A 22,803-nucleotide genomic window follows, 5' to 3' on the forward strand; every position below is an offset into this window, starting at 1 on the left:
CCGTAGACCTGACTAGTCAGGTCTACGGGCCCCTCCAGTGCACGGTTTCCGTATCGTGGTCTTTTTTTGCAATGACGTAACCTACGACCAGCTTGTGCGTATCTGCTTAAGCAGATACGCACAAGCTGGTCGTACAATTCGGATCCTTTTGTTGGGATGTAAGCAAAGTAGTATGGATGCGAATCCCTGTACTGTACTTGGATTCTCTTTGTAGGCGAGTGACATCTTCTCTCATTCAGTACCACATAACCGGGTATTCATCCCTACAAACCCATCGTTGGTCCACGAGTGACAGATGCTATATAACAAATCGCTATACTTGTAACGGGCCTAACATCTGGTTATAGATGTTGCTTGCTAACTTCCTAGCATTCTGACTAAAACATTTCCTTTACTACAAAAAGGGTGTACTAGCCGAACCTGAAAAAAAGCTATTGCGTTATAACCTGAACCTGCTACATTTGTCATAATTGTAACCAACGGTTATAGAAAAACCGTTTAAAAACCGCTAGTCATGTCAACTGACTTCAACACCCAGCAAGCTAATCAGCCTGCTGCTCGCGGTGCGAATGTCATCAGCACCATCTTGAAAATGAAGAAAGCTGCTGATGCAGCTATTCGTAGTGGCCAAGTGAGCAAGCTGAAAGAGGCCGGCTACAACTTTGTTGTATCCTAAGCCACTGATTAAGTACGGGGTAAGTGCTGATAGCCGTAGTGTCCGATGTTTGACCCGTACTCAATCACAGTAGAAGAAGGCTCTACTTATTCCTTCGTAACCCAACACTCAGTACAATATCAAGCCTACTTTCTGGCTGTCCCTACCTCAGAGGCACCGGAAATCGATGGCTTGATATTTACGTTTTCATTCGTGGCTAATCATGAAGCGTGTGACTTTCTCCCTCCCTCTGATTACCGTGTAAAAGCGACGCTACGCCAAATTATCCGTGATTTTCTGGCGAAAGACTCTGAGCGTGTGTTATGCTTCACTTGTGATTCAAATGATGGCAAGCATCACAAAAGACAGATAACCTTTGAGCGGTGGCATAACGAGGAAGACCCCCAGAAGCAGTATTACTACTGGCCATTCTCTATACCAGCACCTTCAGAGGATGAACACCCGACTTTAGGCGGGTACTTTATCCACAAGGATCATCCAATGCGCGGTGTTATTCAGGAGCACTTTGTAGAGTCAGTGATGATGTTCACAGACATCAAGACTCAGGCAGCCTAATTTCACTTTGGTATTCGAGCCCCGCTTCGAAAGAATGCGGGGCTTTTTCATGCTTCCAAGTCATGCAGCTTGACATACGCCGCATAGTCTTCTAGGCACCGCGTGCTGGTAAACGCGCGTGTGCGCAGCATCTCGTTGCTCTCTGGGTCATAGTACACCTCGGCGAAGAAGGTGCCCATGTGGTAGAGGTTCACGGCATCGTCTTCCTCCCAGCGCGTGGCCAGGAAGGTGCCCTCAGCCCAGATGGCTTTGAGCCGATCCTCGAAGGGCAGGGCGCGGAAAGCATAGTGGGAGAGGGGCATCAGAGTAGTTATGGATAAAGCCACATCAATAGGCGAGCCAGCCCGATGAGCAGGGCCACACCAAGCACTTTCATCCACCACGGTGGGGTGTCTGGGTCTTCGTAGTCGTTGTAGGGAGAGTAGCGGCCCATATAGGCAAGAAACGAAAAAGCCCCGACCTGCGCCGGGGCTTTTTGCTACAATAGGCTTTGCCCAGTGCACACCTCTGTGAATTCTGGGCAAGGCAAATATATAGTGGCTTATCGGCTCACAACAAACTTCTTACCGGCAGTGGCTCCAGTGGCCGAGGTTACCCGGTACACGTAGGTGCCGGCGGGTAGCTCCCGTGCGCTGAGCTGCAGGTGGTCAAACGTCGCGTCGACCTGGTACGACTTCACCACTTGGCCTGTCATGTTGAGCACGTCGAGCGTGGCCACCTCGCCTTTCTTCACCAAGTAAGGTAGGCGGATAGATTCAGCGGCTGGGTTGGGGTAGGGGGAGGCTGTGAGTTCATCCAGTTTGGTGGACGCTTTAAGTGGTGTGTACGTGCCACCTATGCTATAAAACCTAGGGCCTTCCTTAGTCCGCTTTATGTTGTAATTACGGTCAACGATCATCTTAGTCCCCAAGGGAGAGTTAAAAAACTCTACTGACGACACAGAATCAATGCTGGCTAGTAACGTACCAGCTTCTGTAATTACTTTGTATGCTGTATTTGAGTACGTTGGGGTTGAAACCTTAATGCCGAACTCCAGTGCTGCATCTTGATTGAAGAGCTTGTCACTTACTAGCTCAATGTAAAAGTTGCTACTCAGCAGTGCTGTTGGTAAAGTGACTTGTCGAAACAGAGAATGGTCTTGATTGTAAAGTCGAACAGCAGGGTCGTTATCCACCGTCAAAACATACTTTACGGCACCAGTAGACAGCTTAATAGGAGTCACGTAGCTGCCACTGTTACGAGTGTACTCTTTCTCAAAAGTTATTTGAGCACTGGCGGCAAAAGCGGAAAACGAAAGAATGAGAGTAAATAGTCTTTTCATAAAATGACTTAGAGTGAAGCGCAAAGCTATGCATTTGTAATATTCACCCTAAGTCATCTCATGCTAAAAGCTGTGGACTAGAGCCCGATCCACTGGCGAGCTGCCAGAGTGATGAACGGCTGGCGGTTTTCGTGTGCTTGTCCACCACCGGCAGGGTCCGTCTGGAACATGGCTGGTCCTTCACCACCTTTTACTCCTCCTTTCAGCGTAACGCTACCATCATTAGGCCCATTAGGCGAATACGAATCCCGCTGCCGGTGCACGTGATTCGGCATCTGGGCCGCCGTCAGCGTGACCGTCTTTACGCCCCCGGTTTTGCCAATGGTATCGTAATCCGGATCGGCCGCATCGAGAGCCACCGCAACACGCGACCTGATATTTTTCGTGCCATTGTTCCCGTCGGCCCGGGCCCAGCCGTAGGCCTCCGTCCCATACTTACCCAACCCATTCTCGTAGTCGTCGCTATTCCACTCGGCCAGCCACTGAATTTCGGATTTGGCCCGTAGCCGCGCCTGCTGCACGTGCCACCACGTTTTAGTGCCGGTCGCCAGCACGGGAATCTTGCTGACGGGTTCCGCCGATGCCTCCCGGCAGAGAGCTTGCTGTTCCACGATACCGGCCCGACTGGAGCCATCGGCATAGGCCCGTTCCTGGATGGCTTCCACCGGCCCAAGCACCAGCTCCGCCGGCAGCACCTGGTTACTGGCCCCCACGAACCGCACAATCTGCCCGCCCAGGAATACGATGCCACTACCAATATTATAAGCATTCGGGCCGGCAGGAGTGACTTTGCAGCCCTCCAGGACGAAGGAGCCATTGCCCAAAAACTGAGCACTCATGGCCGTGTAGATTTCCTGTTGGGGTACGATCAGGTCATCGTTGGTGATTTCGCGGCCGTTAATGTCGGCTTGTAACATTTGCATAGGAAAGCGCTTAAAAGAAAACTGTCGTGTGTTGAATGGTGGCCAGCTTGTAGCGCACGATGAAGGCGTCGAGTCTGGCGTAGTAAGCCCTGGTGCCGGCGGCATCGCTGGCATCGGGTAGCAAGGAAGCCGGTACAAAGACCGTGAACCCGGCAGCGACGGCCTCCCGGGTAAAGCGCAAAAACCGCTGGGTGCGGTCGGGCTCGGCTTCGAACCAGACTGGTATCGGTGGCTGTGCCTCTACCTTGAAAGAGAGAAAGAGTGGCTGCACGTCCACATCATTGTTCTCGATGTAGATCCGGCGCAAGGCCGGATCGAACGTGTCATTCAGCGCCTTCTCAAACAGCAGCGTCTGCGAGTTGTAGCTGAGCAGCACGCGCACGCGCTGGGCATAGCTCTGCAGCTGCTGGTTGAGCTCGACTACTGGACGGAGCAGGCAGAGCAGCCAGGCGACCATGCGCGGGCGCCTCAGGAAAGAAGGCAGCAGGTCCCGCACCAGCGCCGGCACCTCCAGCTGCGTGCCGGCGTCGCTGGGCAGCTTGCTAATCGTCTTGTTTGGGTTAGCCATTGTAGGGGATGAATTCCAGGGTGTCGAGCCAGCTCAGGCCGGACTCATCTTCTTCTACTACATAGCCCGCTCGGGTTTCCCACACGCGGTCGAATACTACGGGCAGGTCATTGCCCAGCCGAATGGATGCCTCCACAATGTCCTGGTCAATGATGCCGGGCACTTTCTGAAACTCGTCTACCAGCTTGGCTTTGTAGAGCACGCCGGCAAAGTCTAAGGCCTTGGTGTAGGTGGTCAGGCCCGCCCGCAGCGCCGGCTTTATCTGGCCCTCCAGGTCGCGCAACGGGTCGTAGTACACCTGGCCGTGGAGCTGCAGGCGGTCGGCTTCCCGGCTCACCAGGCTGATTTTCACACCAGCCGGCCGGATGCGGTCCAGGTAGGAAAACACCTGTACCTGTTCCTCATCCGTCAGGCCCCGAAGCGTGTCGGCCGTGGTGCCCAGGCCGGCGACCTTGATAATGAGCTTGCCTTTGGTATCCTCCTTGGCCGCGGCCCGTGTCACGATGCGGGCACCGGTGGAGCCCACCTTATACTGAATGATGTTGTTGCGCACCTCCAGCGTGTCGTTGAGTTGAAACAGCAGCACCTGCCGCTGAAACCAGGTTGGCGTGCCGTACTGGTTATTGGCAATGGCCGTATCGACATCGGCCCGGAGCCCATCCATGAGCACCTCGTGAAAGTGGTGCACCGTGGCCACCACGTAGGCCCACAGCCGGTGCAGGGCTGTCGCGGAGGGCGAGCTCAGCGCGGCCAGCTCGGGACTGGTGGCGCGGGCCACCTGGATAGAATCAAAGATTTCGGGTATCGTGCGGGCCATCTTAAATCGTCAGAGAGTGAAAAGGAGGATGCACCGGGAAGTCCACCGCCCCGAGCGTGGTGATGGTGATGGTGGTATCAGCGAAGATTTCCGGGAAGTCGAGCAGGCTGCACAGGGCACACACGTAGCGGCCATCAATGGAGCGGGTGGCCCGGAAGGTGTTTTGGCCGTTCACGTAGCCGGCGAAGCGGGTGGCGAAACTGGCTGAAACCACGGCGTAGTAGTTAGACAACATATCGATTGAGGGCTAGTTGAAACTCTCTGTTGAGCTGCTCGATGGCGGCCAGTTCTACCGGTGTGAGGCCTTGCTTGGCATACCAGGCGGTGCCGCACTCCCGGGTGGTGCCGTAGAGCACGTCGAAAATCAGCAGGCCCCCGATGGTGAGAATGTTGGTGGGCAGTAGGCCCTCGAAGGGCTGCGAAACCAGTTGCACAGTATCCCGGTACAGGGCCGCCGGCGTGCCGGTGCCAAACGAGCTGGTCATAAAATGGCCGTAGCCCGGGCCGGCTTCCCCGTACATGCTGGAGCCGGCATTGCGCGCCGCCGGTCGGCCATCGGTGCCCTTGGTCACCAGCAGCAAACTTTGAGAAGGCGTGTTGTTGCTGCCCATGTCGATTTCACCCGGGGCAATAATGTCCTCCCGGCTGTAATAGCCCATGGCCACGCCGGTTTCCTCCGTCGAAACGCCCGCGGGCGTCAAGTGGCTCAGGGCATACTGTGTGGTGCCGTTCCAGTCGATGCCGGTGGCCGCGTGCAGCGGGCTACCCACAAATTCCTGCCGGAACGCATCGTTCGTATCGCGCGGGTCCCGCAGGTTCCATTTGTGGCTGAAGGCGGTGCCGCCAATCAGCGGATACCAAAAGCCCAGCTTCCACCACACGCCGGAATCCTTGAGGCCTTTTACCAACCGGTTCAGGGCGCTCCACAGGCCCGAGCCGCCAATTTCGTACGGGGTATCCGGGTAGTAGATGCCCCCGTATACGATGCCTGCCGCCTGCAGAAAGGCCCGGGCGTCGGCGTCGAATACCGTGGCCGGGTGAAAGCCCGGGTTAAGAATGGAAAACGCGCTCGTCATTATTTCACCAGGGAAAACACGGCCGTCACGTCGCTTTCCAGCGGGCCGAAGCAGTACAAACTCAGGATGCCTTTCTTGTTGGCGGGTAGGGCGGCCGGCGCTCCCTCGCCCAGCCAGTCCCACCCGGCCGGAAAGGCCAGCGTACGGCTACTGGCGTCGCAGATAATGCGGATCATCTTCTGCCGGGCATTGCCCCGGTTGCTCGTGCCCGAAATCGTCAGGTTGCCCGCCAGCACGAGGTTGCGCACGTTATCGGTGGCAAAGTCCACCGTGACCGACGCGGCATAGCCCATGGCCGACAGCACGTCAGCGGGAGCCTTGCCGTTCCAGGATGCCTTTTCCGCGTCGGTCACGAAACGCGCTGTAGCGGAGGTCAGAATCTGGGCCGGGGCAAATTTGCCATCCCCGTCCGGGTCGTAGGTGCTGGCCAGCATGTCACCGCCCACGGTGGCCTCCGGGAGCTGATCCGCCGGCACCTTGCCCGTCGCATCGAGGGCGGCGTAGCCGTTGGGCTGGCCTTTCTCCGCCGCGCCCTGCTTGCCGTTCCAGGTGTTCCTTTCCGCATCGGACACAAACCGGGCAGCCGCGGTGGTCACAATCTGCCCGGGGCTGAATTTGCCGTCGCCGTCCGGGTCGTAGGTGGCGGCCATCATGTCGCCACCGGTCACGGCACCGGGTAAGTGCTCAGCCGGCACCTTGCCGTTGTCGTCCAGGCCGGCGTAGCCACCGGGCTGCCCTTTCTTGGCGCTTTCTTCGCGGGCATCCCAGCTTTGGATCTGCGTATCCTCCACGAACATCCGGGAGGCGGTGGGCTCAATCAGCGCCGCCGAAATCTTGCCGTCGTTGTTCGGGTCGTACACTGACCGGAGCATGGCATCCCCCGCCACGGGCACCTCGCCGGTGGGGGCAGCACTGGCAGTGAAGCGCAGGCGCCAGATATCGAATTCATCCGTGCCGTTGCTCAGCTCTGGCCGGCCCACGCACTCGTAGAGGGCGTACTGGGTTTCACTCAGCAGGTGGTACCAGGCATCCCCCGTCCGGCCCGGGTTGGCATTGGTCGGGGCGTAGGATTGCCAATTGATGGTATTGCCATCGGCTCCGTTCTGACCATCCTGGTAGTCCACCCCTTTGATGGGCGTATAGCCATTTTCCCCGTCCCGGTAGTCCACCCCCTTGATGGGCGTATAGCCGGGCTCCCCGTCGAAATAGTCTTTGCCCTTCACCGGCGTTTTGCCATCCTTGCCCCGCATGGTGAACTTGTACACCCAGCCTGTTGCCTGCTTGCGCGACAGGTCGCCGGTGGTTTCGTTCAGGTACACATCGTTCAAGCTGCCCAGGGAGGCGACCGGTGCTCCAGCACCAGACAGGATTTCATTGGCGTGCGTGACGGTAAAGAGGGCCGCTATTAGCGCCTCTTCGTAGGCCAGCACTTCCTCCGTCCGGACCTTATTCTCTGGGTTCGCGGGGTTGAATGGCCGGAAAACCTGACGCGCCAGCAGCTGGAGCTGGAGCATCAGGGGTTGCGTAATGCCGATAGGGTTAGAAGCTGCCATTATTCTGTATTAAAACCATTGTAGATGAAGCCATTCGGCGTTGTCCCACTGCTGCGGCCCTTCCTCCACCGGTTCGGGGTCGGGACCGACAGGCAGCAGCTCACTGCCCTGGCCGGTATTGATGCGCTGCTGCCGGCTGGCGAAGTAGGCGGCTATATCCGGGCGGCTGGCTAGGCTCGCAGGAATCACCAGGCGCTGCCCGGCCTGAAGTGCCGATGTGATGCGTAGACCGTTGGCCGTGGCCAACTCGGGCGCTACGGCCACCGTGCCCAGCTCCTGCAGGCAGATGTCGAGCAGGCTTTGCCCGTCGCTTACCTGAATCATAGTCGTTCGGCGTTGAGTTTGAAGTCGGACAGGTCGGCCACGTCGAGCTCCAGTACTTGCAGCCCGTCTCGCTCCAGCTGCACGGAAATTTCCCGGCCCAGAACAGCAGCCTGCGCGGGGCCATAGGGTGCCTTCAGGTAGCGGGCAATGCCCACGCCCACGAGCGGGTTTTCGCGCCAGTCGCCTTGCCGGCTCTGGAGCAGCAGATCCACGTGCTGCGCCTCTGACTCGCCCAGCACGAAATCTCCCTGGGCCGATACAGCCAGGTCAAACGACTCATCGAGCAAAATATCGAGGCTCTTCATAGGATGGTGCCGGTTTGCGTAGTGGCCGAGCCGGTGGTGGTGACGGTACCGGTTTTGATGTGGGCCGTGATGGCCACGGCCAGCTGGTGGGCGAAGTCCTTGCGGGCCTGCGCCGGGTTGTCGGTGCGCTGGGCCTGGTCGTCGAGGATGCTTAGGATGGAGGTTTCGAGCTGCGGGGTGTTCAGGGGCATGGCTACTTTACAAAGAGGTTGGGCAGGCGCTGGGCCAGCTGCTGGAAGGCGGGCAGGTTGATGGGAGGGCCGCTCTGGCCGGTACCCGTCGTCACGGTGAGCTGCATGATGGCCTGCAGCACGTCCTGGGCCCAGGTGAGGAAACTCTCCTGCTCGGTGGCCAGGCGGAAGTGCGTCACCTTGTCGGCCGAAATGAGGAAGGTATCGACGAGCCGGTTTTCCACCAGCCCGATGAGCACCTCGGCACCCACCGCCGGGTAGATGCCGTTGAGCAGCGCCACATCGAGCACCAGGGCATCCCCATTATCGGGCTGCACGTCGCAGGTATCCTCTTCCGGCCGCACGGCTGTTACCGTACCACTGATGACGGCCACCGGAATCTGGCCGTTCACCATTCGCTCGAATTCGTCTTTTAACTCGCTCATGCTTTTGGCCCTAGTGTGATGACGCGCCGGCTGCCGCCCACGCCGAATGTCTTGACTACCTTATCCACCGCGTAGGCCCCTTCCCGTTCCGGATACAGCGGGTCCTGAATCACCACCACGTGGCCATGCTCCACGTAGGGCGCCCCGAACGTGGTGAGCGTGCCCCGGTAGCCGTCGAAGCGCAGGCGGGCCAGCTCGGCTTTCGCGCGGGCCTCCAGGTCGGCCTCGGCCACACCCACGAAATTGAGCGTGCGCAGCTCCCCATCGAGGATATCCCCGAATTCTTTCACGATGCGCTTGCGGCCCCGTTTCTTGCCCTCAATGTGGCTGATGGCCCGCACCTTGATGCGCACGTCGGAAGCCCGCACGTACTGCAAATCGTTGGTGATGACGTTGCCGCCGAAGGTGAGCAGATGGCGCGGGGCCGTGGCCACCGCCTGGTAGGGGTCGCCGGCGATGAGCACCCCGGCCCGGAAAAAGCTGCGGATGCCGTAGTCCTTGCGCAACGCGTCGAGGGCCTGGGCGCCCGTGGCCTGGTTGATGGTGAATTTGCCCAGATCGGCCGCGCCCAGTGTCTCGATGCCGAACGACAGGCCGGCCTGGGTGCGGATATACTCCAGTAATCCCTGTAGCGACACTGCCCGCCACGAGTGGGTCAGCGGCTTGCGCTTGAGTAGGTACATTTCATCCTCACACTGGATTTCGGCCGGTGGCCCCGTCTTCACGCCCACGATGTAGCCAGCAAACTCGGTGCGCAGCACGCCATCGTAGCCGTATTTCACCTCCACCCGGTCGCCCACCCGTAACGCGTCGGGCAGCAGCTTGCCCCCCAGCACCAGGGCGCGGCGCGGAAGCTTCAGCGTGCAGGTGTCGGTGAGCTGCTGCCAGGAGCTTTCGATCTGGATCTCGTTGACGAAATCCAGGGTAAAGCGCCCGATGGTGAGTTGGCAGGTGAGGCGGAGCATTAGGTCGTCGGCGAGAAAGCGAAGCCCAGGGCGGGCAGGGTAGCGGTTTGTAATTCGATGGCCTCGTCGCTGAGGCAGCGCAGCTCGTAGGCCTGCAGGTTGGTGAAGCCCGGCAGCGACGGCCACGAGTGGCCCTTTATCACCAGGTTGCGAATGCCCAGCAGCTTGAACAGCCGCCCCGTCACGGGCAAAGCTTCCTTAGCGTTGATGATTGCCTGGAGCGCCTGCACTTCCCGGGTAGGGTAGCGCCGGGCATAGCGGCCGTCGTGTGGGTCACTGGCCAGCACCCCTTTGATGGTCACGGCATAGTCGCCGTTGCTGATGAACTCCTTCACGGTCCCGTCGCGGCCCTCGATTTCGGTCGTCACGATGAGCTTGTCGCGGCTGATTTCCACAATCGGGTCGTTCAGCACCACCTGGGCCCAGCCGGCGGCGGCCAGAAATTCTACCCGCGCGAAGACGGGCAAGCCGAGCAGGCCGGTGCCTTCGAAGTCGGGCGGGAGGGGCGTGCCGTAGAGTTCCTTCGACGGGCCTTCCTGCTCGGGCTGCTCGGGCAACTCATAGCGGATCAGGGGCGCGTAGCCGAAAGCCTCAGCGGCCAGGGCGCGCAGGTTGATATTGTACTGCATCAGGTCGTCATGGCGTTAGCGTCGTTGAGCACCGAGAGCAGGGCCCCGCGCACGCTCTCTTTCATCTGGGTGGTGCCTTCGCGCACGGAGGTGCTGTGAATAGTCGTCTGGCCCAGGCTCTGAATGTTGATGGTAATGTGCGTGACGCCCCGACCGGCCCCGGTCGCGCCGCCACTCTTGCCCTTGGCATCGGGCAGGCCCACGCCACCGCCGGTAGGCGTCGGGCCAGCGGCACCAAGTACTTGGTCGGGCGAGGTGCCGACTTTTGAGCCTCCACGGAACGACTCAACCCCTTTCCCGTAGCCTTCCCGGTACCGCTTGCTGATGTTCATCAGCTGCTCGACACCACGGGCTACCTGCATCGGGTTGATGGTAAAAGCGCCAGCAATCACGTTGCCCAGGCCCTTGAACAGCTCCATAGCGCCAAAGGCGAAGCCGTAGAGGAAGGCCCGGAAGCCTTCGAACTTATTCCAGCAGTAGAGCACGCCCGCTACCAGGGCCATAATGCCCGCCACCACCAAGCCGATGGGGTTGAGCATCATCGCTCCGTTCAGCAGCATTTGGGCCGTCGTCCAGAGCCCGGTAACCATAGCCGCGGTGCGCACATAGGCCGAGTAGGCCAGCACGCCGGCCACGACGGGCAGAATAAAGGTGGCCAGCACTTTGAAGGCTGTGGCGTGCTCCTGCACAAACTGCGTAGCAGCGCGCACCACTTCCATCGTGCTACGCACGCCAGCCATCAGCTCCATGACCGTAGGCAGCAGGGCCTCTACCAGAATGGTTTTGGTTTTGAGCCAGTCGTTATCGAAGCGGTTCAAATTGGCCTGGGTAGAATTCACCGCTTTCGCTAAGCCAGGACCGAAGACTTTCTGCAGCTGGGCGGCAAACCTGGGCAGGAACACGTCGGAGGTGAGCTTGCCGTCGTCCATCATCTTGTTGAGCGCGGCCTGGCTCACGCCCATAGCATCGGCGGCAATTTTGAAGGCCCCCGGGATTCGCTCCCCAATCTGGCCGCGCAGTTCTTCCGCCTGCACCTTGCCCTTGCTCATGATCTGACCCAGCGCCAGGAACACGCCTTTCTGGTCGTCGCCACTGGCACCCATCACGGTGGTGGCGGTGGCCACCTGCTCAAACATGCGCCGGGTGCCTTCGCCCTGCAGCTTGGTGCCCATCATCGAGCCGGCCAGCGTACGGTAGCCCTCCGTGGCACTGAGCAGGTTCAGGCCCAGCTTATCACTGCTACGGTCCAAAAACTGCAGCGTGGTAGCTCCTTCCTTCGCTGAGCCAGCGGCGAAGGTGATGGCGTTGTTCATGCCCTGCATCTGGGCTGTATCGCGCACGCCACCCATCAGGCCGGCCACACCGCCGGCAATGGCCAGGCCACCCATAAGCCCACCTAGGCCGAAGCCCCCACCACTGCGGCGGCCGTGGTTTTCCAGCTGGTCCATCTTCTGCTCGACTTCCTGAATGGCGCGGTTGGCGAGGGCCAGGTCGTTGAGATTGAGGGCCACACGTCGCTCGTTTTTCAGCGTGTTGAGCTTTATCTCCAGCGCGTTCAGGCTGCTGGTGGCGCGGGTGCTCGTGCTCAGGATACGCTGATTAGCGGCCGAAAAGGAGCTACCCATCTGCACCGCTTTGGCGGCGGCACCCTGGGCAGCCTGACCGAGCTTCCCCACCGCAGCCGCTCCACTCGTGCCGGCCTTGGTCGTAGCCGCCTGCACCCGCTGAGCCGCGCGTGTTACCCGGCCCATCGACGACTCTCCATCTGCCGCTGCCTTGCGGAGCGGAGCCGTGAATAAGTCGACGATTTTAAGGGTGTAGGAAAGGAGATTGGCCATAGAGGGAAAAGCGAAGGGGAGCCACCGTGGCGGCTGCTCCCCTTACTGTTGTTCTTGAATGATCCGGTGCAGCCAGTTGGCTTGCCCGGCTTTGTCCTGCCACACGTCATCCGAAAGGGCTTCCGGATGCGGAATGTGGAGGTAGTAGCTAATCAGCGCATCGGCTTTGCGCAGGCCATCTTTGCCTGCGCGCTCGTCGATAGGCAGCGGCGTTAGTTTTTTTTAAGCTCCCCGTCGAGCATCTCCACCAGCTGCACGGCCTGCATGGCGGCCGACATTTTCACCTTGGGAGTGCTGAGTATCGAGTCTTCGCCGGCGACCAGGCAGTTTTCCAGCAGGAACTCGCCAGCCTCGAAAACTTTGGTTTGGGCAATGAGCGACATGGCCCGGGCCACCTGGTTGCGGTCCGGATCTTTCAGGTAGGCCGTAGCCACCACCTGGCCAGACTTGTCGTTGAGCGTGAGCGTGTGAATGTCGCCGTGCTCTTTCTTGAGGTCTTCGATGTTTACTTCCACTGGATGTGCGAAATGATGAGTTCGTGTTCTACTTCGATTTTGGTGTCGCCTGCTTTCACGTCGCGCTTATTGCCCTTGAACTGGCAGTTCATCAGCTTATGCGTCACAGTTTTATTAGCGGGGTTGACATAAGCCACCGTGATGGGGAACGGGGGAATGTCCTGGATGCGGCCGGTGGGCGTGGCTTCCACGAGGCGCTCGGATTCCTTGGCCTCGATGGTGATGGAGGCTTTGGATTTGAGCTGACCATAGCCGCGGCTGGTGGGCATCATGCCGGCACCGAAGTTGTCCTCCATCACCTGGTCATCCTCGTAGGAAATGGCCGTGATGCCGTACATGGTTTTGCCCAGAATCTGGGCGTTGATGTCGGCCCAGCTATAGGCCACACCGTTGATAAGCGGCTGAATGTCGTTGAGTCCAGGCATTGCTAGGAGAGATTAAAGGCTTTTGACAAAGCCGATGGTACCCACGATTTCCCGCGCTACTCCCACCGGCACGATAGAGTAGTCAACCCCCACCCGGCTGGTGGCCAGCACGTCCTGGGCCGGGTCGATGTACACGTCGCAGGCCGAGAATTCACCGGCCCGGCCCATGTTAGCGTCCAGGGCAGTTTTGCCTTTGGCCTCCAGATCACCCACCACCTGAGGTTGCAGCAGGCCATCGGCCGTGAGCCGAAGTGGGCCTTTGAGCGAGGGCAGCAGCGACTGGCGCACCACGCGGGCCACCTTGTTAAGCGTGCGGGTGTTCTCGATGTAAGCATAGTCGCTGTCCAGGGGCGCGCAGGTATGCGAGTCATTCCAGTACAGGCCATCAAAGCCGGTATGCTTCAGCGCGAACAGGTAACCTTTGCTATCGAGGGCACCCAGGTCGGCCGGCAGGATGGTGCTCAAGGCATCGCCGTTGGCCAGGCCTGCTTTCAGGAAACGGCCATCGGAGGCAAGGTTGAACTTGTCGAGCCAGCCAATATCCTCGTGCACCTGGGCAAAGCTGAGCGTACCCAGCAGCGTACCCACCGCCGGCACGCCGGGCTTGGTCACGTGGTCCGTACCGATAACGACACACACATTTTCGGCATTCTGGGCGCGCAGATCCAGCACGCCGGCCAGGTTGGTCGCCAGGCCGTGGCCGCCGAGCAGCACGAGCACCGGGCGGTGCTCGATGAATTCCTGCGCGGCCAAGCCTTGAGCCAATGGCAGCGCGGCTACCACGTCGGCATCGAGGCCATTGACGATAGAGGTCGGCGTGTAGCCGGCAGCCGAGTCGAGGCAGATAGCCAGCTGCTTGATTTTCCCATCAGCTTCGACGAGCAAACGCTTGGCGTGGGTGAGGGTTTTGTCGGCCATCTGGGCCATCGTGACCGTGCGGGCCACTACCAGCAGGTAGAGCACGCCGCCCTGGCTCATGCGGAAGAATTCCGACACGTGGTAGTGCAGGTCGGCACTGTTGGTGGTGTCGTAGTCGGCATCCACGCCCAGGGCTTCGAGCTGCCGCAGGGAGCGGAGTTCGTAGACGGTGCCGAGCTCCAGGCCACCATCAACGGCAATGCCCTGGGTAACCAAGCCACAAATACCGTCCTCGGTGGGGCGCTGCCGGCCCAGGCCGCCGCGGCCTTTTTTTAACAAAACGTCAGCCATTACGGGAGCGTATAAGTAATGAGGGTTGAACTGTCGCCACTATTGTAGGCTGTGGCGGCCTCGGGGGTAGTGAAGTAGGCCCCATCCCCGGTGCCATAGAGCACCGCGACACCGAGCAGCTGCAGGGTGTCGCGGGCCCGGGTAGCGTCGGCCTTAGTTGGCCTCTTCTTCTTCCGGCTCGTCATCGGCATCGTCGCGGGTCACAATCGACACGGTATTGTCGCCCAGGAATTTGGCGTGAGACTTGGCGGGGCCTTCTTTCAGAAATGCCTGGTTGTCGCTGGTGACGTAGAGTTCCTCGGCAGCGGGGTTGGCTTCGAACGTCGAGCTGAAATCAGGGGTAGCTGCCTCCGTAGTGGCTTCTGCGCCTTCAGGGGAGGATTTGCGGCCCTTGCGGGCTTTCTTGGGGGTTGGGGTATTCGGGTCCATCCTTACAGGTGAATTGCGCCGTACCGGCGACGGTGGTAAAAAAGACAAAAGCGTATTTGAGGTAGCCCATCACCACGTCGGGCACGAGCTCTGGCTCCAGCTTGAGGGCGGCAATCACGCCCAGGCCGAACAGGGCCAGTTTTTGGGCGCGCCGCCAGAACGTGGGCATCTCAGCCCGTAGCCGGGCAAAGGGGACGAAGAGGCTGGAAAGCAGGGTTCTCATCGGGTAGCGCGTAAAACGAGGGAGCAAATCACAAGGCAGAAGCCAACACCCGCTACGAGGCCGGCTAGGAATGACCACCACCAGGGCCAGCCGCGCGGGTCATACCACAGATATTCCGGAGCATCAGGGCAGGGCACCAGCTTGGTTGCCACCACGTCGGTTTTGCTGGTGGCCTCGATGGCCTTGCGCACCACCCAGACCTGGTAGGTATCTGCTTCGCGCCACACCCAGCCTTTGACGCCCAGCGTGTCGAAACACAGCGTGTCGTTGAGCACCGGCCGGCTCTGCACGTATTTGATCACCTGGTGGCGGGCGGCGGCGCGCTGGGCGCTGTCGAGGGAGGCCTCCACGTGGCGGAGTAGCGAATCCAGGCGCAGGCTTTCCCGCTGCTCCCGGAGGGTGTCGCGCACCGGCACGTATTGGGTCCGAAACTCGACCTGGGGCACGACGACTGGCACCTCGACACGAATCGTTTCCGTGGCTGTCAACTCAGGATGCTGTTCGACGAGGGTGGCCAGTTTCTCCTGAGGCGTGGGCTGCTGCAGGACGGCGCAGCTGGAGAGGGCCAGGCTAAGAAGGGCGGAATACAAGATTTTCATTTGGCGGATGCTTTAGGTATGCCCAGGGCCCCACGGATGGCAGCCATATCCACTTTCACGTCGTTGACGGCTTGCAGCACCTCCTTTTGGGTCTGGTCCTGGGTGTTGAGCCGCTGGTACACATCAGCCTTGGTTTCCTTGGCTTCATTGATGTGCGCCTGTAGGGCCTGCTCCGTGCTCGTGAGCCGGTGCTCGGTGTTGAGGGCGTACCCAAAGGCGCCGCTGCTGAGTAACAGAGCGACGCCCAGGGCCCACTTCACCCATTCACTAGTTGATTGCACACTCACGATACAGAAGCATAAGCCGCGGCGAGGCGGCGGTCATAATTGAATTGTTTATAGCCTGCCCCATTGTAGTAGTATGCCACCATCGCCCAATCCTTAGCTTTCACCGCGCGGGCCAGGGCGGGTTTGCTCTGGATAAAGCGGAGCATGCCGGCGAGCTGGTTGGCTTCACTTTCGCGGAAGCTATCCACCAGCGCATCCACCGTGGCAAAGCCCAGGGCCGCATGGTTGAACCCCATCATTTGGGGCAAGCCCCACGAGGTTGACAGCATAGCCGCCGTCTTATCGATGGAAAAAGCCGCGTTGAAGGCTTCCCACTCGCGTCTCTGGCCTTCCACGCCGTTGGCCTGGGTGGTTTCCCAGGCGGCAATCAGGGACAGTTGAATGGTCGAGGCGGTGCCGGCGGCGCGGGCCAGCCGGGCCCGCTCGATTTCCAGGAGCCGGGCTTTGCTGAGTTTGCGCCGAAACCAGCTGGGTTCAAACTGAATCAGCAGCTTGCCCGTGGTCAGGTCGTAGCCACTGCCGCCGGTTTCCACCTTCAGGATGGCCTGCACGGTGCGCGGCTCGAAGCCGGCGGCCATGGCGGCACTTTTGATCTGCAGGGGAGTGAGGCGGTTCATAGGACAGGCTTTTGCCGCCACAAGCGGCCACCCCGAAGAGTGGCCGCTGGTTTGCGGTTAAGCGTTGCGTGCTGGAGCTTAGACAGCCGACTGGCGAATGGCCACCACGCCCTTTTTGTCGGTGCGCAGCAGCTTCATGCCGAAGCGCACGGCGTTGTTCATCAAGCCGCCCAGGTACTGCGCCTGTGCTTCGTTGATATAGACTTTCACAGCGCCCTCCACACGGCCGATGGCATTCTCATTCCAGATGAGCATACCCTCGTTGTCGTCGGCAGCAGTAGCAGCGCCCACCGCCTTGGCAACGCCCGCACCGGTGAAAATGGCTGCGGTGCTCCGCTTGTACCACTCCACGCCCATCACCGAGCCGAGGGCACCGGTGAGCAGCGCCGACTTGTTGCCGGTCTTCTCGTAGTCCACGAAGCCCTCGATTTTGAGCAGCTCACTGTAATGGGTCGCACCCACCAGGCCGTAGCGCTTGCCCTGCATGTCGGTGCGGTCGAGGATTTCGCAGGCCTTGATGATGTCGTTTTTGGTTACGGCCTTGCGGTTGCCGGTCAGGCCAGGCAGCGCAGCAGCGGCAGCGTCACCCGAGGTCAGTACCATGGCCCCGGAGGCCACTTGCGACATGCGGTTGAGGGCTACGCCGGCAGCCATCTGGTCGAGCACAGCCGCGTGCAGGCTCAGGAAGCTGGCGCGGCGGTCGTAGCTGGTTTCCAACTGCTCCCGGTCACCCAAGCGGGTCGGCTTGGTGGCCAGCAGGCTCAGCGTCACGATTTCGTTACCACCTTCCAGCTCTTCAATGGGCAAAGGGAACGTAGTCGGGTCGGTAATGCCCTCGGGCATCTGGAGCTCTTGCGGGATCTGATAGGAGGCCGCCGCAGTACCAGGTGCATCCGAATCTGTGTTCAGCTTCTTGGTGCGCTTGTAGAAGCTGTTATCCGGGAACAGGATTTTCTGCAGGTCCCGGGTGAAAATGCTGGTCAGCACATCGTCGAAGGCCAGGCCCGGCATTTCTACCGGCTTGGTGCAGGCGCGCAGCACCTGGGCACCGAATACCACGCCGCCGGTGAGCAGCGGGTTGAGGCCCATGGCCGAGCCGATGATGGCGCCCACGAACAGGGCAATCAGGAAGCCAATAGCCAGCTTACCGATGAGAAGGAGATTTTTCATGAGAAATAAGAGAAGTAAAACAGTCGGATAGGGCGTGCCCTGGTAGATGCTGGAGAGAAAAGGGCTTAGATGATGCCGGAACTGGTCAGTAGATTCTGGTACTGGTCGGGGTCGTTGCGCTTCATCTCGCGCAGGCCCCGCTCATCTTCCTTGCTCCACTTGTCGAAGTCCCAATCGTTGCGAGCGGTGTTGGCGGCACCTGATGCGGCTTGCGAGTTGGCGCGCTGGGCGGTTGACGTGCGGCCGGGCATCGAGTCCAGCGCTTTGGTGGTGTTGGTGAAGTCCGCCTTCAGCAGCGACGTGTAAGTATCTTTCTGCGTGGCCGTAATCTTGCCCGTGCTGATGGCCGAATTCACCACGTTTTCGATTTGCTTCTGCTGGTCGGACTGGCGCGACTCTTCCAGATCCTGGATTTTCTTGCGGAGCTTGGCCAGCTCGTTGTTGTCATCTTCCGACTTCGGCGCGGGCGCCTCGGGCGTAGGAGCCTGGTTTTTCAGTTTGGCAATGGCAGCCAGTACGTCGGCATCAATGGCGTCAGCGGCCAGGGTCACGCCGGCTTGAGCCAGTGCGTTTTTCACTTCGTCGAGTTTCATCTCGTTTGTTGGGGGAATGAGTGACATATAGTATTTGTGCACGTCGGCCGCAGCCATGCTGGCGTCGGCGGCAACGAGGCCAGGTTTGGCCGGAAGCACTTCCGTGCAGAATTCCATTGTGTGGGCCTGTTCTGCGCTGAGCCAGGTTTCAGCCTCCATCAGTTGCTCCCATTCCTCCACCGTCTTGTTGGAGGCCACCACATACATTTCGGCGGTGGAGCGGTTCAGGGCTTCCTGAGCAGCCACGGCCTTTTTCAGCTCCTTTACCTGCACATAGCCCGGCTCACTTGATACCTGGTGCATCATGAACTTGGCGTGGGGCTGGCACTGGCGGACGTTGCCGGCGGCGTAGAGCAGGGTGGCCGCTGAGCCAACCAGGCCCTCGTTCACGGTTGTGACCTTCAGTTTGCTGCTGAGTAGCTGCACACGCATGAGCTGGCCAGCCATCCAGGAGCCGCCGGGGGAGTTGATGCGGATGGTAGCCGTGCGGGCCCCGCTGCTCTCCAGTTGGGAGAGAAAGGTGCTGAGATGGGCCACATGCCACATCTCGATTGGCTCAAACAGTTTGTAATCGCGCTCCATTGTGCCCCAAAACTTGCCCTATGCAGCGCAGGGGGCAAATTGGCGGGGACAGACACGGTACCAGAAACCCGTTATTCACGGTAAAATTTGCCGTGATTGTCTTCTGAAAATTGACGAAAAACGGCATTAGGGCCACATTTGAGGCACTTATGCCCTCGAATTCGAACGAACAGCGTCAAGACGCCCAGCGCAACCAGGCCAAAATCCAGAAGGAAATAGCCCGGATCATCCGCAAGGAGATGCGCAAGCCTACCGTGCAGGAGTTGGTGGCCGCCACCGGCTTGTCGGATAAGACGGTAAAGGCTCACCTCAAGCGCGTAAAGCTGGGGGATGGGGCTACCAACGTATTCCAGGCCCTGACGCCACACGTGATTCTGAAGCTCTACGAGCGGGCCACGGGCTACTCCCACCAGGCCGTGAAGTTCATGACCGTATCCGCCGGCCAGGGCCTGGGCTCCAGCGTGGAAGAGCACGAGTACACCGAGCACTACCCGCCCGACACGGCCGCAGCCAAACTATTTGTGCAGCTCGTCGAGGGCTTCAAAGAGAAGTCCGAAACGGAGCATAAGCTGCCCGCTGGTGGCTTCACCTTCAAGTATGTAGTACCTACAGACCCCAACGCCGATGGCCAATAAAGCGAAGGCAGCCGCCAAGCTCAAGGCCAAGGAGGATGCTGCGTACTTCGAAGGCGCCGGCGTCAACTTCCGGCCCAGCTGGAAACAGCACCTGGCCTGGCAGGCTCTGGAGGATGACACCACCGAGGAAGTGATGTACGGCGGCGCGGCCGGCGGCGGGAAATCGTACCTGGGCTGCTCGTGGAAGGTGTACCGGCGCATGCGCTACGCCGACAGCCGCGGCGTTACCGCGCGTACCCGCCTGATCGACATCAAAGAGTCGACAGTCATTACCTATTTCAAGGTGCTGGCCGAGTGGGGCCTGGTGATGGGCAAGGACTACCGGTACATCACGCGCTCGGGCGCTCCGGAGGCGCTCATCTTCAACAATGGTAGCCGCGAAATCTTCAAGGAACTGGCCTACTCGCCGGCCGATGAGGACTACCAGCGCCTGGGCTCCCTGGAAATCACCGATTGCTGGATTGAAGAGGCCAACGATGGCGTGCCCGAAAAAGGCGCCGACATCATCAAAAGCCGCATCCGCTGGAAGCTGGCTGAGTTCGGCCTCATCCCGAAAATCCTCATCACCTGCAATCCGGGCTACACCTGGGTGCGGCTCAAGTACGTGTATGATGTCGAAAACAACCCGGTACTGCTCAAGCCTTACCAGCAAGTAATCCAGGCCCTGGTGACCGATAATCCGGACCGGGAGTTTGTGCGCATCTACAAAAAGAGCCTGGAGCAGCTGAAGGACTACGACCGGCAGCGCCTACTGGAAGGGGACTGGAACGCCGTGGAGAAAACGGGCGGCGAGATGTACCCCAGCTTCGATACGCAGCTGCACGTGGGCGACTACGCCGGTACCTACGACCCGGGCCTGCCGCTGCACATTACGCTCGACTTCAACCTCACGCCTGGCGTGACGCTGAACGTGTGGCAGGTGCGGGGCAAGCAGGCTACCCAGATTGATGAGTTCACCCAGGACAGCAAAACCAAACTGGCCTGCCAGCGCTTCATGCGCAAGTATGGCCAGCACAAAGCCGAGGTGTTCCTCTACGGCGACCCAGCCGGCAAGCACGGCGACACCCGCACCGAACAGGGCTCCAACGACTTCACTATCGTGATAAAGGAGCTGCGCGGGCTTCCCAAAGTCACCCAGCGCATCGAGGCCTCGGCGCCATCGGTGAGCATGCGGGCCCTCTGGATTGATGAAATACTGGAGCATGAGCAGGACGGCATCCGGATTCGGATTGACCGCAAGTGCAACGTGACCAGCACCGACTACCAGAAGGTGAAGAAGGCCAGCGACGGGACCAAGGACAAAAAGAAGGTTCAGGACCCGAAAACGAAGGTCAGCTACGAGCCTTACGGGCACGCCACCGACGCCAACGACTATTTCCTCTGCCGCTGCTTTCAAAGCGAATGGCGCGCCTACCAGCGCCAGGGCAACAATAAACCCGCCGTGGGCAACCGCTCCGACGTTCACCAACGCGCCTTTTAACCATGGCCTTTCTCACCGCCGCCGACTACGGCACCCTCATCAAGCAAGAGCAGCTCGACATCGTGCTGCAGGGCAACGCCACCGCCTTGAGCGGGGCCGAGCTATTCGCGCAGCAGTTTATCGAGAGCTACCTCCGGAGCCGCTATGACGTGGCCAAGATTTTCGGCGCGCTCGGCGCTGAGCGGAGCCAGCTCATCATCACCTACATGGTGGACATCACGCTCTACACCGTGCACAGCCGCCACGGCCGTGTGCAGATGCCCGACAAGCGCATCGACCGCTACGACCAGGCCGTGGAGTGGCTCAAGGCGGTGGCCGCCGGCAAGATATCCGCCGATTTACCGCTGCTGCCGCCGGCGGAGCGCACGGGTGGCTTTAAGTGGGGCTCCGCGCCTCAGCAAACCCTCAGCTGGTAGCTTATTTATCGGGCCAGTTGCGCTTGTAGCGCAAATAGAGAACAATGACGGCCCCGAAACCCAATATCACTTTCACAAAAAGTAGATATGCCTCTGAAGTGGAAGGGTCTTCAGCTGCATAAGCACTGATAGGCAAGCAGCCTATAAACAGAAGGGTGAGCCACAAGCCCGCGCGGTTTTTCATGATTCAATAATAGCTCCGAAAGTAAGATGAACCTGCACCAACGACTCCAGGCCCAAGTGGGCGCCGTCAATACGAATATCACCAAGATGGGCCGCCGCTCGGTATCAAGCCGCATCCAGGAGCACCAGACTGCGCGCCTGCGGGCCGACCTGAGCCACTGGCGCATGGCTCTGGCCAACGCCGAGAATAAGGCCTATCCGGACCGCACGGAGCTGTACCGGCTTTACCGGGAGGCCATTATCGACTCCCACCTCACCAGTGTGATGGAAACCCGCACGCTCAACATCCTGTGCCAGCCTTTCAAGGTCGTGAGCATCAAGGGCCAGAAAGAGGATGAGAAACTGACGCACATGTTCATGACGCCGTGGTTTTTCAGCATCCTGAAGGAAGCCATGGAAGCCGTGTTCTGGGGCCCGCGGGTCGTCGAGCTACTCGTGCCCGTCGACGGAGAGTTTTCCGGTACCGAAGTCATCCAGCCCGAAATGGTCGTGCCCGAGTGGGGCCTCATCCGCTCGGCACCGGGCAGCGCCACCGGCATTCCCTACCGGGAGGGCGTCGAGGCGCAGTGGCTGGTGCAGTTGGGCGACTCCAAGGAGTTGGGCTTGCTGCACAAGGCCATTCCGCACGTCATCTGGAAAAAGAACAGCATGCAGGCCTGGGCCGAGTACTGTGACCGGTTCGCGCTGCCGGTGCGCACCGTGGAAATGGATCTGGGCGACGAGGACCGGGTGGAGGTGGAGAACATGCTCAAGAACATGGGCCGGGCTGCCTACGCCATCCTGCCACCTGGTGCGCAGAACTTCACCTACCACACCCCGCAGAACTTCCAGCAGGGCGTGTTTTCGGGCATGATTGACTACCCCAACGCGGAGCTGAGCAAGCTCGTGCTCGGGCAAACTATGACCACCGAGGACGGCAGCAGCCGCAGCCAGGCCGAAGTGCACGAGCGGGTGAGCGACAAGTACACCAAGGCCGACAAGATGTACGTGCGCAACTTCGTGATGTGGGAGCTCTGGGACCGGCTGCTCATCCATGGCTACCCTGTGGGCGGCTTCGAATTCAAGTGGGACGAAACCGAAACGCTCACCAAAAAGGAGCAGTGGGACATCGTGCAGGGCATCATGCAGCACTCGGGCTACCGCGTGCCGGCCAAGTACATTCTTGACACCTTCGGGGTAAACGTCGAGGAAAAGCCTGAGCCCGTGGTGGTGCCGGCGACGCCCGGCCAGCCAGCACCAGGTAAGCCAGCACCCGCGCCGGGAAAGTAGTCGGC

32 protein-coding genes are annotated in these 22,803 nt (G+C 59.9%); 6 read left to right on the forward strand and 26 right to left on the reverse strand.

Annotated features, from left to right (window positions below):
* Positions 1-514: 514 nt before the first annotated feature.
* On the forward strand, positions 515-676 hold the full coding sequence (locus tag LGH70_RS19450) for a hypothetical protein (RefSeq protein WP_226189166.1): 162 nt from the start codon (positions 515-517) through the stop codon (positions 674-676).
* A gap of 45 nt (positions 677-721) precedes the next feature.
* Positions 722-1,231 carry a DUF6169 family protein gene (locus tag LGH70_RS19455; RefSeq protein WP_226189169.1) on the forward strand — a complete coding sequence of 170 codons (510 nt, stop codon included), beginning with the start codon at positions 722-724 and terminating at the stop codon, positions 1,229-1,231.
* Between the two features lie 47 nt (positions 1,232-1,278).
* On the opposite strand, the gene LGH70_RS19460 is transcribed toward LGH70_RS19455, so the two are convergent.
* From LGH70_RS19460 to LGH70_RS19580, 25 genes are all read right to left on the reverse strand, one after another.
* A complete protein-coding gene (locus LGH70_RS19460; RefSeq protein WP_226189170.1) occupies positions 1,279-1,533 on the reverse strand; it encodes a hypothetical protein in 255 nt (84 codons plus the stop codon).
* Positions 1,534-1,772: 239 nt separating this feature from the next.
* A complete protein-coding gene (locus tag LGH70_RS23875) occupies positions 1,773-2,552 on the reverse strand; it encodes a T9SS type A sorting domain-containing protein (RefSeq protein WP_348533754.1) in 780 nt (259 codons plus the stop codon).
* A 77-nt stretch (positions 2,553-2,629) separates the two neighbouring features.
* Positions 2,630-3,475: a hypothetical protein gene (locus LGH70_RS19470; protein WP_226189171.1), complete on the reverse strand. Its 846-nt coding sequence runs from the start codon at positions 3,473-3,475 to the stop codon at positions 2,630-2,632.
* A 10-nt stretch (positions 3,476-3,485) separates the two neighbouring features.
* Positions 3,486-4,043, reverse strand: coding sequence for a hypothetical protein (locus LGH70_RS19475; protein WP_226189172.1), 558 nt, complete (start codon positions 4,041-4,043; stop codon positions 3,486-3,488).
* The gene (locus tag LGH70_RS19480) at positions 4,036-4,860 is read right to left on the reverse strand and encodes a hypothetical protein (RefSeq protein WP_226189174.1); all 825 of its coding nucleotides are present in this window, start codon (positions 4,858-4,860) and stop codon (positions 4,036-4,038) included. Before LGH70_RS19480 ends, LGH70_RS19475 begins: the two co-directional genes overlap by 8 nt.
* Before the next feature lies 1 nt (position 4,861).
* Positions 4,862-5,095, reverse strand: a complete 234-nt coding sequence (locus LGH70_RS19485) for a hypothetical protein (RefSeq protein WP_226189175.1) — start codon at positions 5,093-5,095, stop codon at positions 4,862-4,864.
* A complete protein-coding gene (locus LGH70_RS19490; RefSeq protein ID WP_226189177.1) occupies positions 5,085-5,936 on the reverse strand; it encodes a hypothetical protein in 852 nt (283 codons plus the stop codon). Before LGH70_RS19490 ends, LGH70_RS19485 begins: the two co-directional genes overlap by 11 nt.
* On the reverse strand, positions 5,936-7,489 hold the full coding sequence (locus LGH70_RS19495; RefSeq protein WP_226189178.1) for a hypothetical protein: 1,554 nt from the start codon (positions 7,487-7,489) through the stop codon (positions 5,936-5,938). Before LGH70_RS19495 ends, LGH70_RS19490 begins: the two co-directional genes overlap by 1 nt.
* 9 nt (positions 7,490-7,498) lie before the next feature.
* Positions 7,499-7,813: a LysM peptidoglycan-binding domain-containing protein gene (locus tag LGH70_RS19500; protein ID WP_226189181.1), complete on the reverse strand. Its 315-nt coding sequence runs from the start codon at positions 7,811-7,813 to the stop codon at positions 7,499-7,501.
* The gene (locus tag LGH70_RS19505) at positions 7,810-8,118 is read right to left on the reverse strand and encodes a hypothetical protein (protein WP_226189184.1); all 309 of its coding nucleotides are present in this window, start codon (positions 8,116-8,118) and stop codon (positions 7,810-7,812) included. Before LGH70_RS19505 ends, LGH70_RS19500 begins: the two co-directional genes overlap by 4 nt.
* Positions 8,115-8,309 (reverse strand): hypothetical protein, encoded by a 195-nt coding sequence (locus LGH70_RS19510; RefSeq protein ID WP_226189187.1) that lies wholly within the window; start codon positions 8,307-8,309, stop codon positions 8,115-8,117. The genes LGH70_RS19505 and LGH70_RS19510 overlap by 4 nt, the downstream gene beginning before the upstream one ends.
* A 2-nt stretch (positions 8,310-8,311) precedes the next feature.
* Entirely contained in the window at positions 8,312-8,734 is a 423-nt protein-coding gene (locus LGH70_RS19515) for a hypothetical protein (protein ID WP_226189190.1), read from the reverse strand.
* Positions 8,731-9,699: a hypothetical protein gene (locus LGH70_RS19520; RefSeq protein ID WP_226189193.1), complete on the reverse strand. Its 969-nt coding sequence runs from the start codon at positions 9,697-9,699 to the stop codon at positions 8,731-8,733. The genes LGH70_RS19515 and LGH70_RS19520 overlap by 4 nt, the downstream gene beginning before the upstream one ends.
* On the reverse strand, positions 9,699-10,328 hold the full coding sequence (locus LGH70_RS19525; RefSeq protein WP_226189196.1) for a DUF6046 domain-containing protein: 630 nt from the start codon (positions 10,326-10,328) through the stop codon (positions 9,699-9,701). The genes LGH70_RS19520 and LGH70_RS19525 overlap by 1 nt, the downstream gene beginning before the upstream one ends.
* The gene (locus tag LGH70_RS19530; protein WP_226189200.1) at positions 10,328-12,166 is read right to left on the reverse strand and encodes a tape measure protein; all 1,839 of its coding nucleotides are present in this window, start codon (positions 12,164-12,166) and stop codon (positions 10,328-10,330) included. The genes LGH70_RS19525 and LGH70_RS19530 overlap by 1 nt, the downstream gene beginning before the upstream one ends.
* Positions 12,167-12,378: 212 nt before the next feature.
* A complete protein-coding gene (locus tag LGH70_RS19535; RefSeq protein WP_226189203.1) occupies positions 12,379-12,681 on the reverse strand; it encodes a hypothetical protein in 303 nt (100 codons plus the stop codon).
* Positions 12,672-13,106, reverse strand: a complete 435-nt coding sequence (locus LGH70_RS19540; protein WP_226189205.1) for a hypothetical protein — start codon at positions 13,104-13,106, stop codon at positions 12,672-12,674. Before LGH70_RS19540 ends, LGH70_RS19535 begins: the two co-directional genes overlap by 10 nt.
* Before the next feature lie 12 nt (positions 13,107-13,118).
* A complete protein-coding gene (locus tag LGH70_RS19545) occupies positions 13,119-14,315 on the reverse strand; it encodes a DUF2586 family protein (protein WP_226189207.1) in 1,197 nt (398 codons plus the stop codon).
* Positions 14,316-14,468: 153 nt separating this feature from the next.
* Positions 14,469-14,744 (reverse strand): hypothetical protein, encoded by a 276-nt coding sequence (locus tag LGH70_RS19550; RefSeq protein WP_226189210.1) that lies wholly within the window; start codon positions 14,742-14,744, stop codon positions 14,469-14,471.
* A complete protein-coding gene (locus LGH70_RS19555) occupies positions 14,686-14,913 on the reverse strand; it encodes a hypothetical protein (protein ID WP_226189212.1) in 228 nt (75 codons plus the stop codon). Before LGH70_RS19555 ends, LGH70_RS19550 begins: the two co-directional genes overlap by 59 nt.
* A 50-nt stretch (positions 14,914-14,963) precedes the next feature.
* Complete coding sequence (locus tag LGH70_RS19560; protein WP_226189214.1) at positions 14,964-15,566, reverse strand: hypothetical protein; 603 nt, start codon at positions 15,564-15,566, stop codon at positions 14,964-14,966.
* A complete protein-coding gene (locus tag LGH70_RS19565) occupies positions 15,563-15,847 on the reverse strand; it encodes a hypothetical protein (protein ID WP_226189217.1) in 285 nt (94 codons plus the stop codon). The genes LGH70_RS19560 and LGH70_RS19565 overlap by 4 nt, the downstream gene beginning before the upstream one ends.
* Before the next feature lie 2 nt (positions 15,848-15,849).
* Positions 15,850-16,470, reverse strand: coding sequence for an N-acetylmuramidase family protein (locus tag LGH70_RS19570; RefSeq protein WP_226189220.1), 621 nt, complete (start codon positions 16,468-16,470; stop codon positions 15,850-15,852).
* 78 nt (positions 16,471-16,548) lie between these two features.
* Positions 16,549-17,640, reverse strand: coding sequence for a major capsid protein (locus LGH70_RS19575; RefSeq protein ID WP_226189223.1), 1,092 nt, complete (start codon positions 17,638-17,640; stop codon positions 16,549-16,551).
* A 65-nt stretch (positions 17,641-17,705) separates the two neighbouring features.
* The gene (locus LGH70_RS19580; RefSeq protein WP_226189226.1) at positions 17,706-18,815 is read right to left on the reverse strand and encodes an ATP-dependent Clp protease proteolytic subunit; all 1,110 of its coding nucleotides are present in this window, start codon (positions 18,813-18,815) and stop codon (positions 17,706-17,708) included.
* A 149-nt stretch (positions 18,816-18,964) separates the two neighbouring features.
* Between LGH70_RS19580 and LGH70_RS19585 the strand changes: the two genes are divergently transcribed.
* The 3 genes from LGH70_RS19585 to LGH70_RS19595 are packed head-to-tail and all read left to right on the forward strand — an operon-like array spanning position 18,965 to position 21,346.
* Positions 18,965-19,450, forward strand: coding sequence for a hypothetical protein (locus LGH70_RS19585; RefSeq protein ID WP_226189228.1), 486 nt, complete (start codon positions 18,965-18,967; stop codon positions 19,448-19,450).
* Positions 19,440-20,930 (forward strand): hypothetical protein, encoded by a 1,491-nt coding sequence (locus LGH70_RS19590; protein WP_226189232.1) that lies wholly within the window; start codon positions 19,440-19,442, stop codon positions 20,928-20,930. The genes LGH70_RS19585 and LGH70_RS19590 overlap by 11 nt, the downstream gene beginning before the upstream one ends.
* Positions 20,931-20,932: 2 nt before the next feature.
* Positions 20,933-21,346 carry a phage protein Gp36 family protein gene (locus tag LGH70_RS19595; RefSeq protein WP_226189234.1) on the forward strand — a complete coding sequence of 138 codons (414 nt, stop codon included), beginning with the start codon at positions 20,933-20,935 and terminating at the stop codon, positions 21,344-21,346.
* Position 21,347: 1 nt separating this feature from the next.
* Here the strand turns inward: LGH70_RS19595 and LGH70_RS19600 are convergent, their stop codons facing one another.
* Positions 21,348-21,530, reverse strand: coding sequence for a hypothetical protein (locus tag LGH70_RS19600; RefSeq protein ID WP_226189236.1), 183 nt, complete (start codon positions 21,528-21,530; stop codon positions 21,348-21,350).
* Between the two features lie 26 nt (positions 21,531-21,556).
* On the opposite strand from LGH70_RS19600, the gene LGH70_RS19605 reads away from it, so the two are divergent.
* Positions 21,557-22,798 (forward strand): phage portal protein family protein, encoded by a 1,242-nt coding sequence (locus LGH70_RS19605; protein ID WP_226189238.1) that lies wholly within the window; start codon positions 21,557-21,559, stop codon positions 22,796-22,798.
* Positions 22,799-22,803: the final 5 nt, after the last annotated feature.

This window comes from Hymenobacter nitidus, from assembly GCF_020447315.1.
Classification (GTDB): domain Bacteria; phylum Bacteroidota; class Bacteroidia; order Cytophagales; family Hymenobacteraceae; genus Hymenobacter; species Hymenobacter nitidus.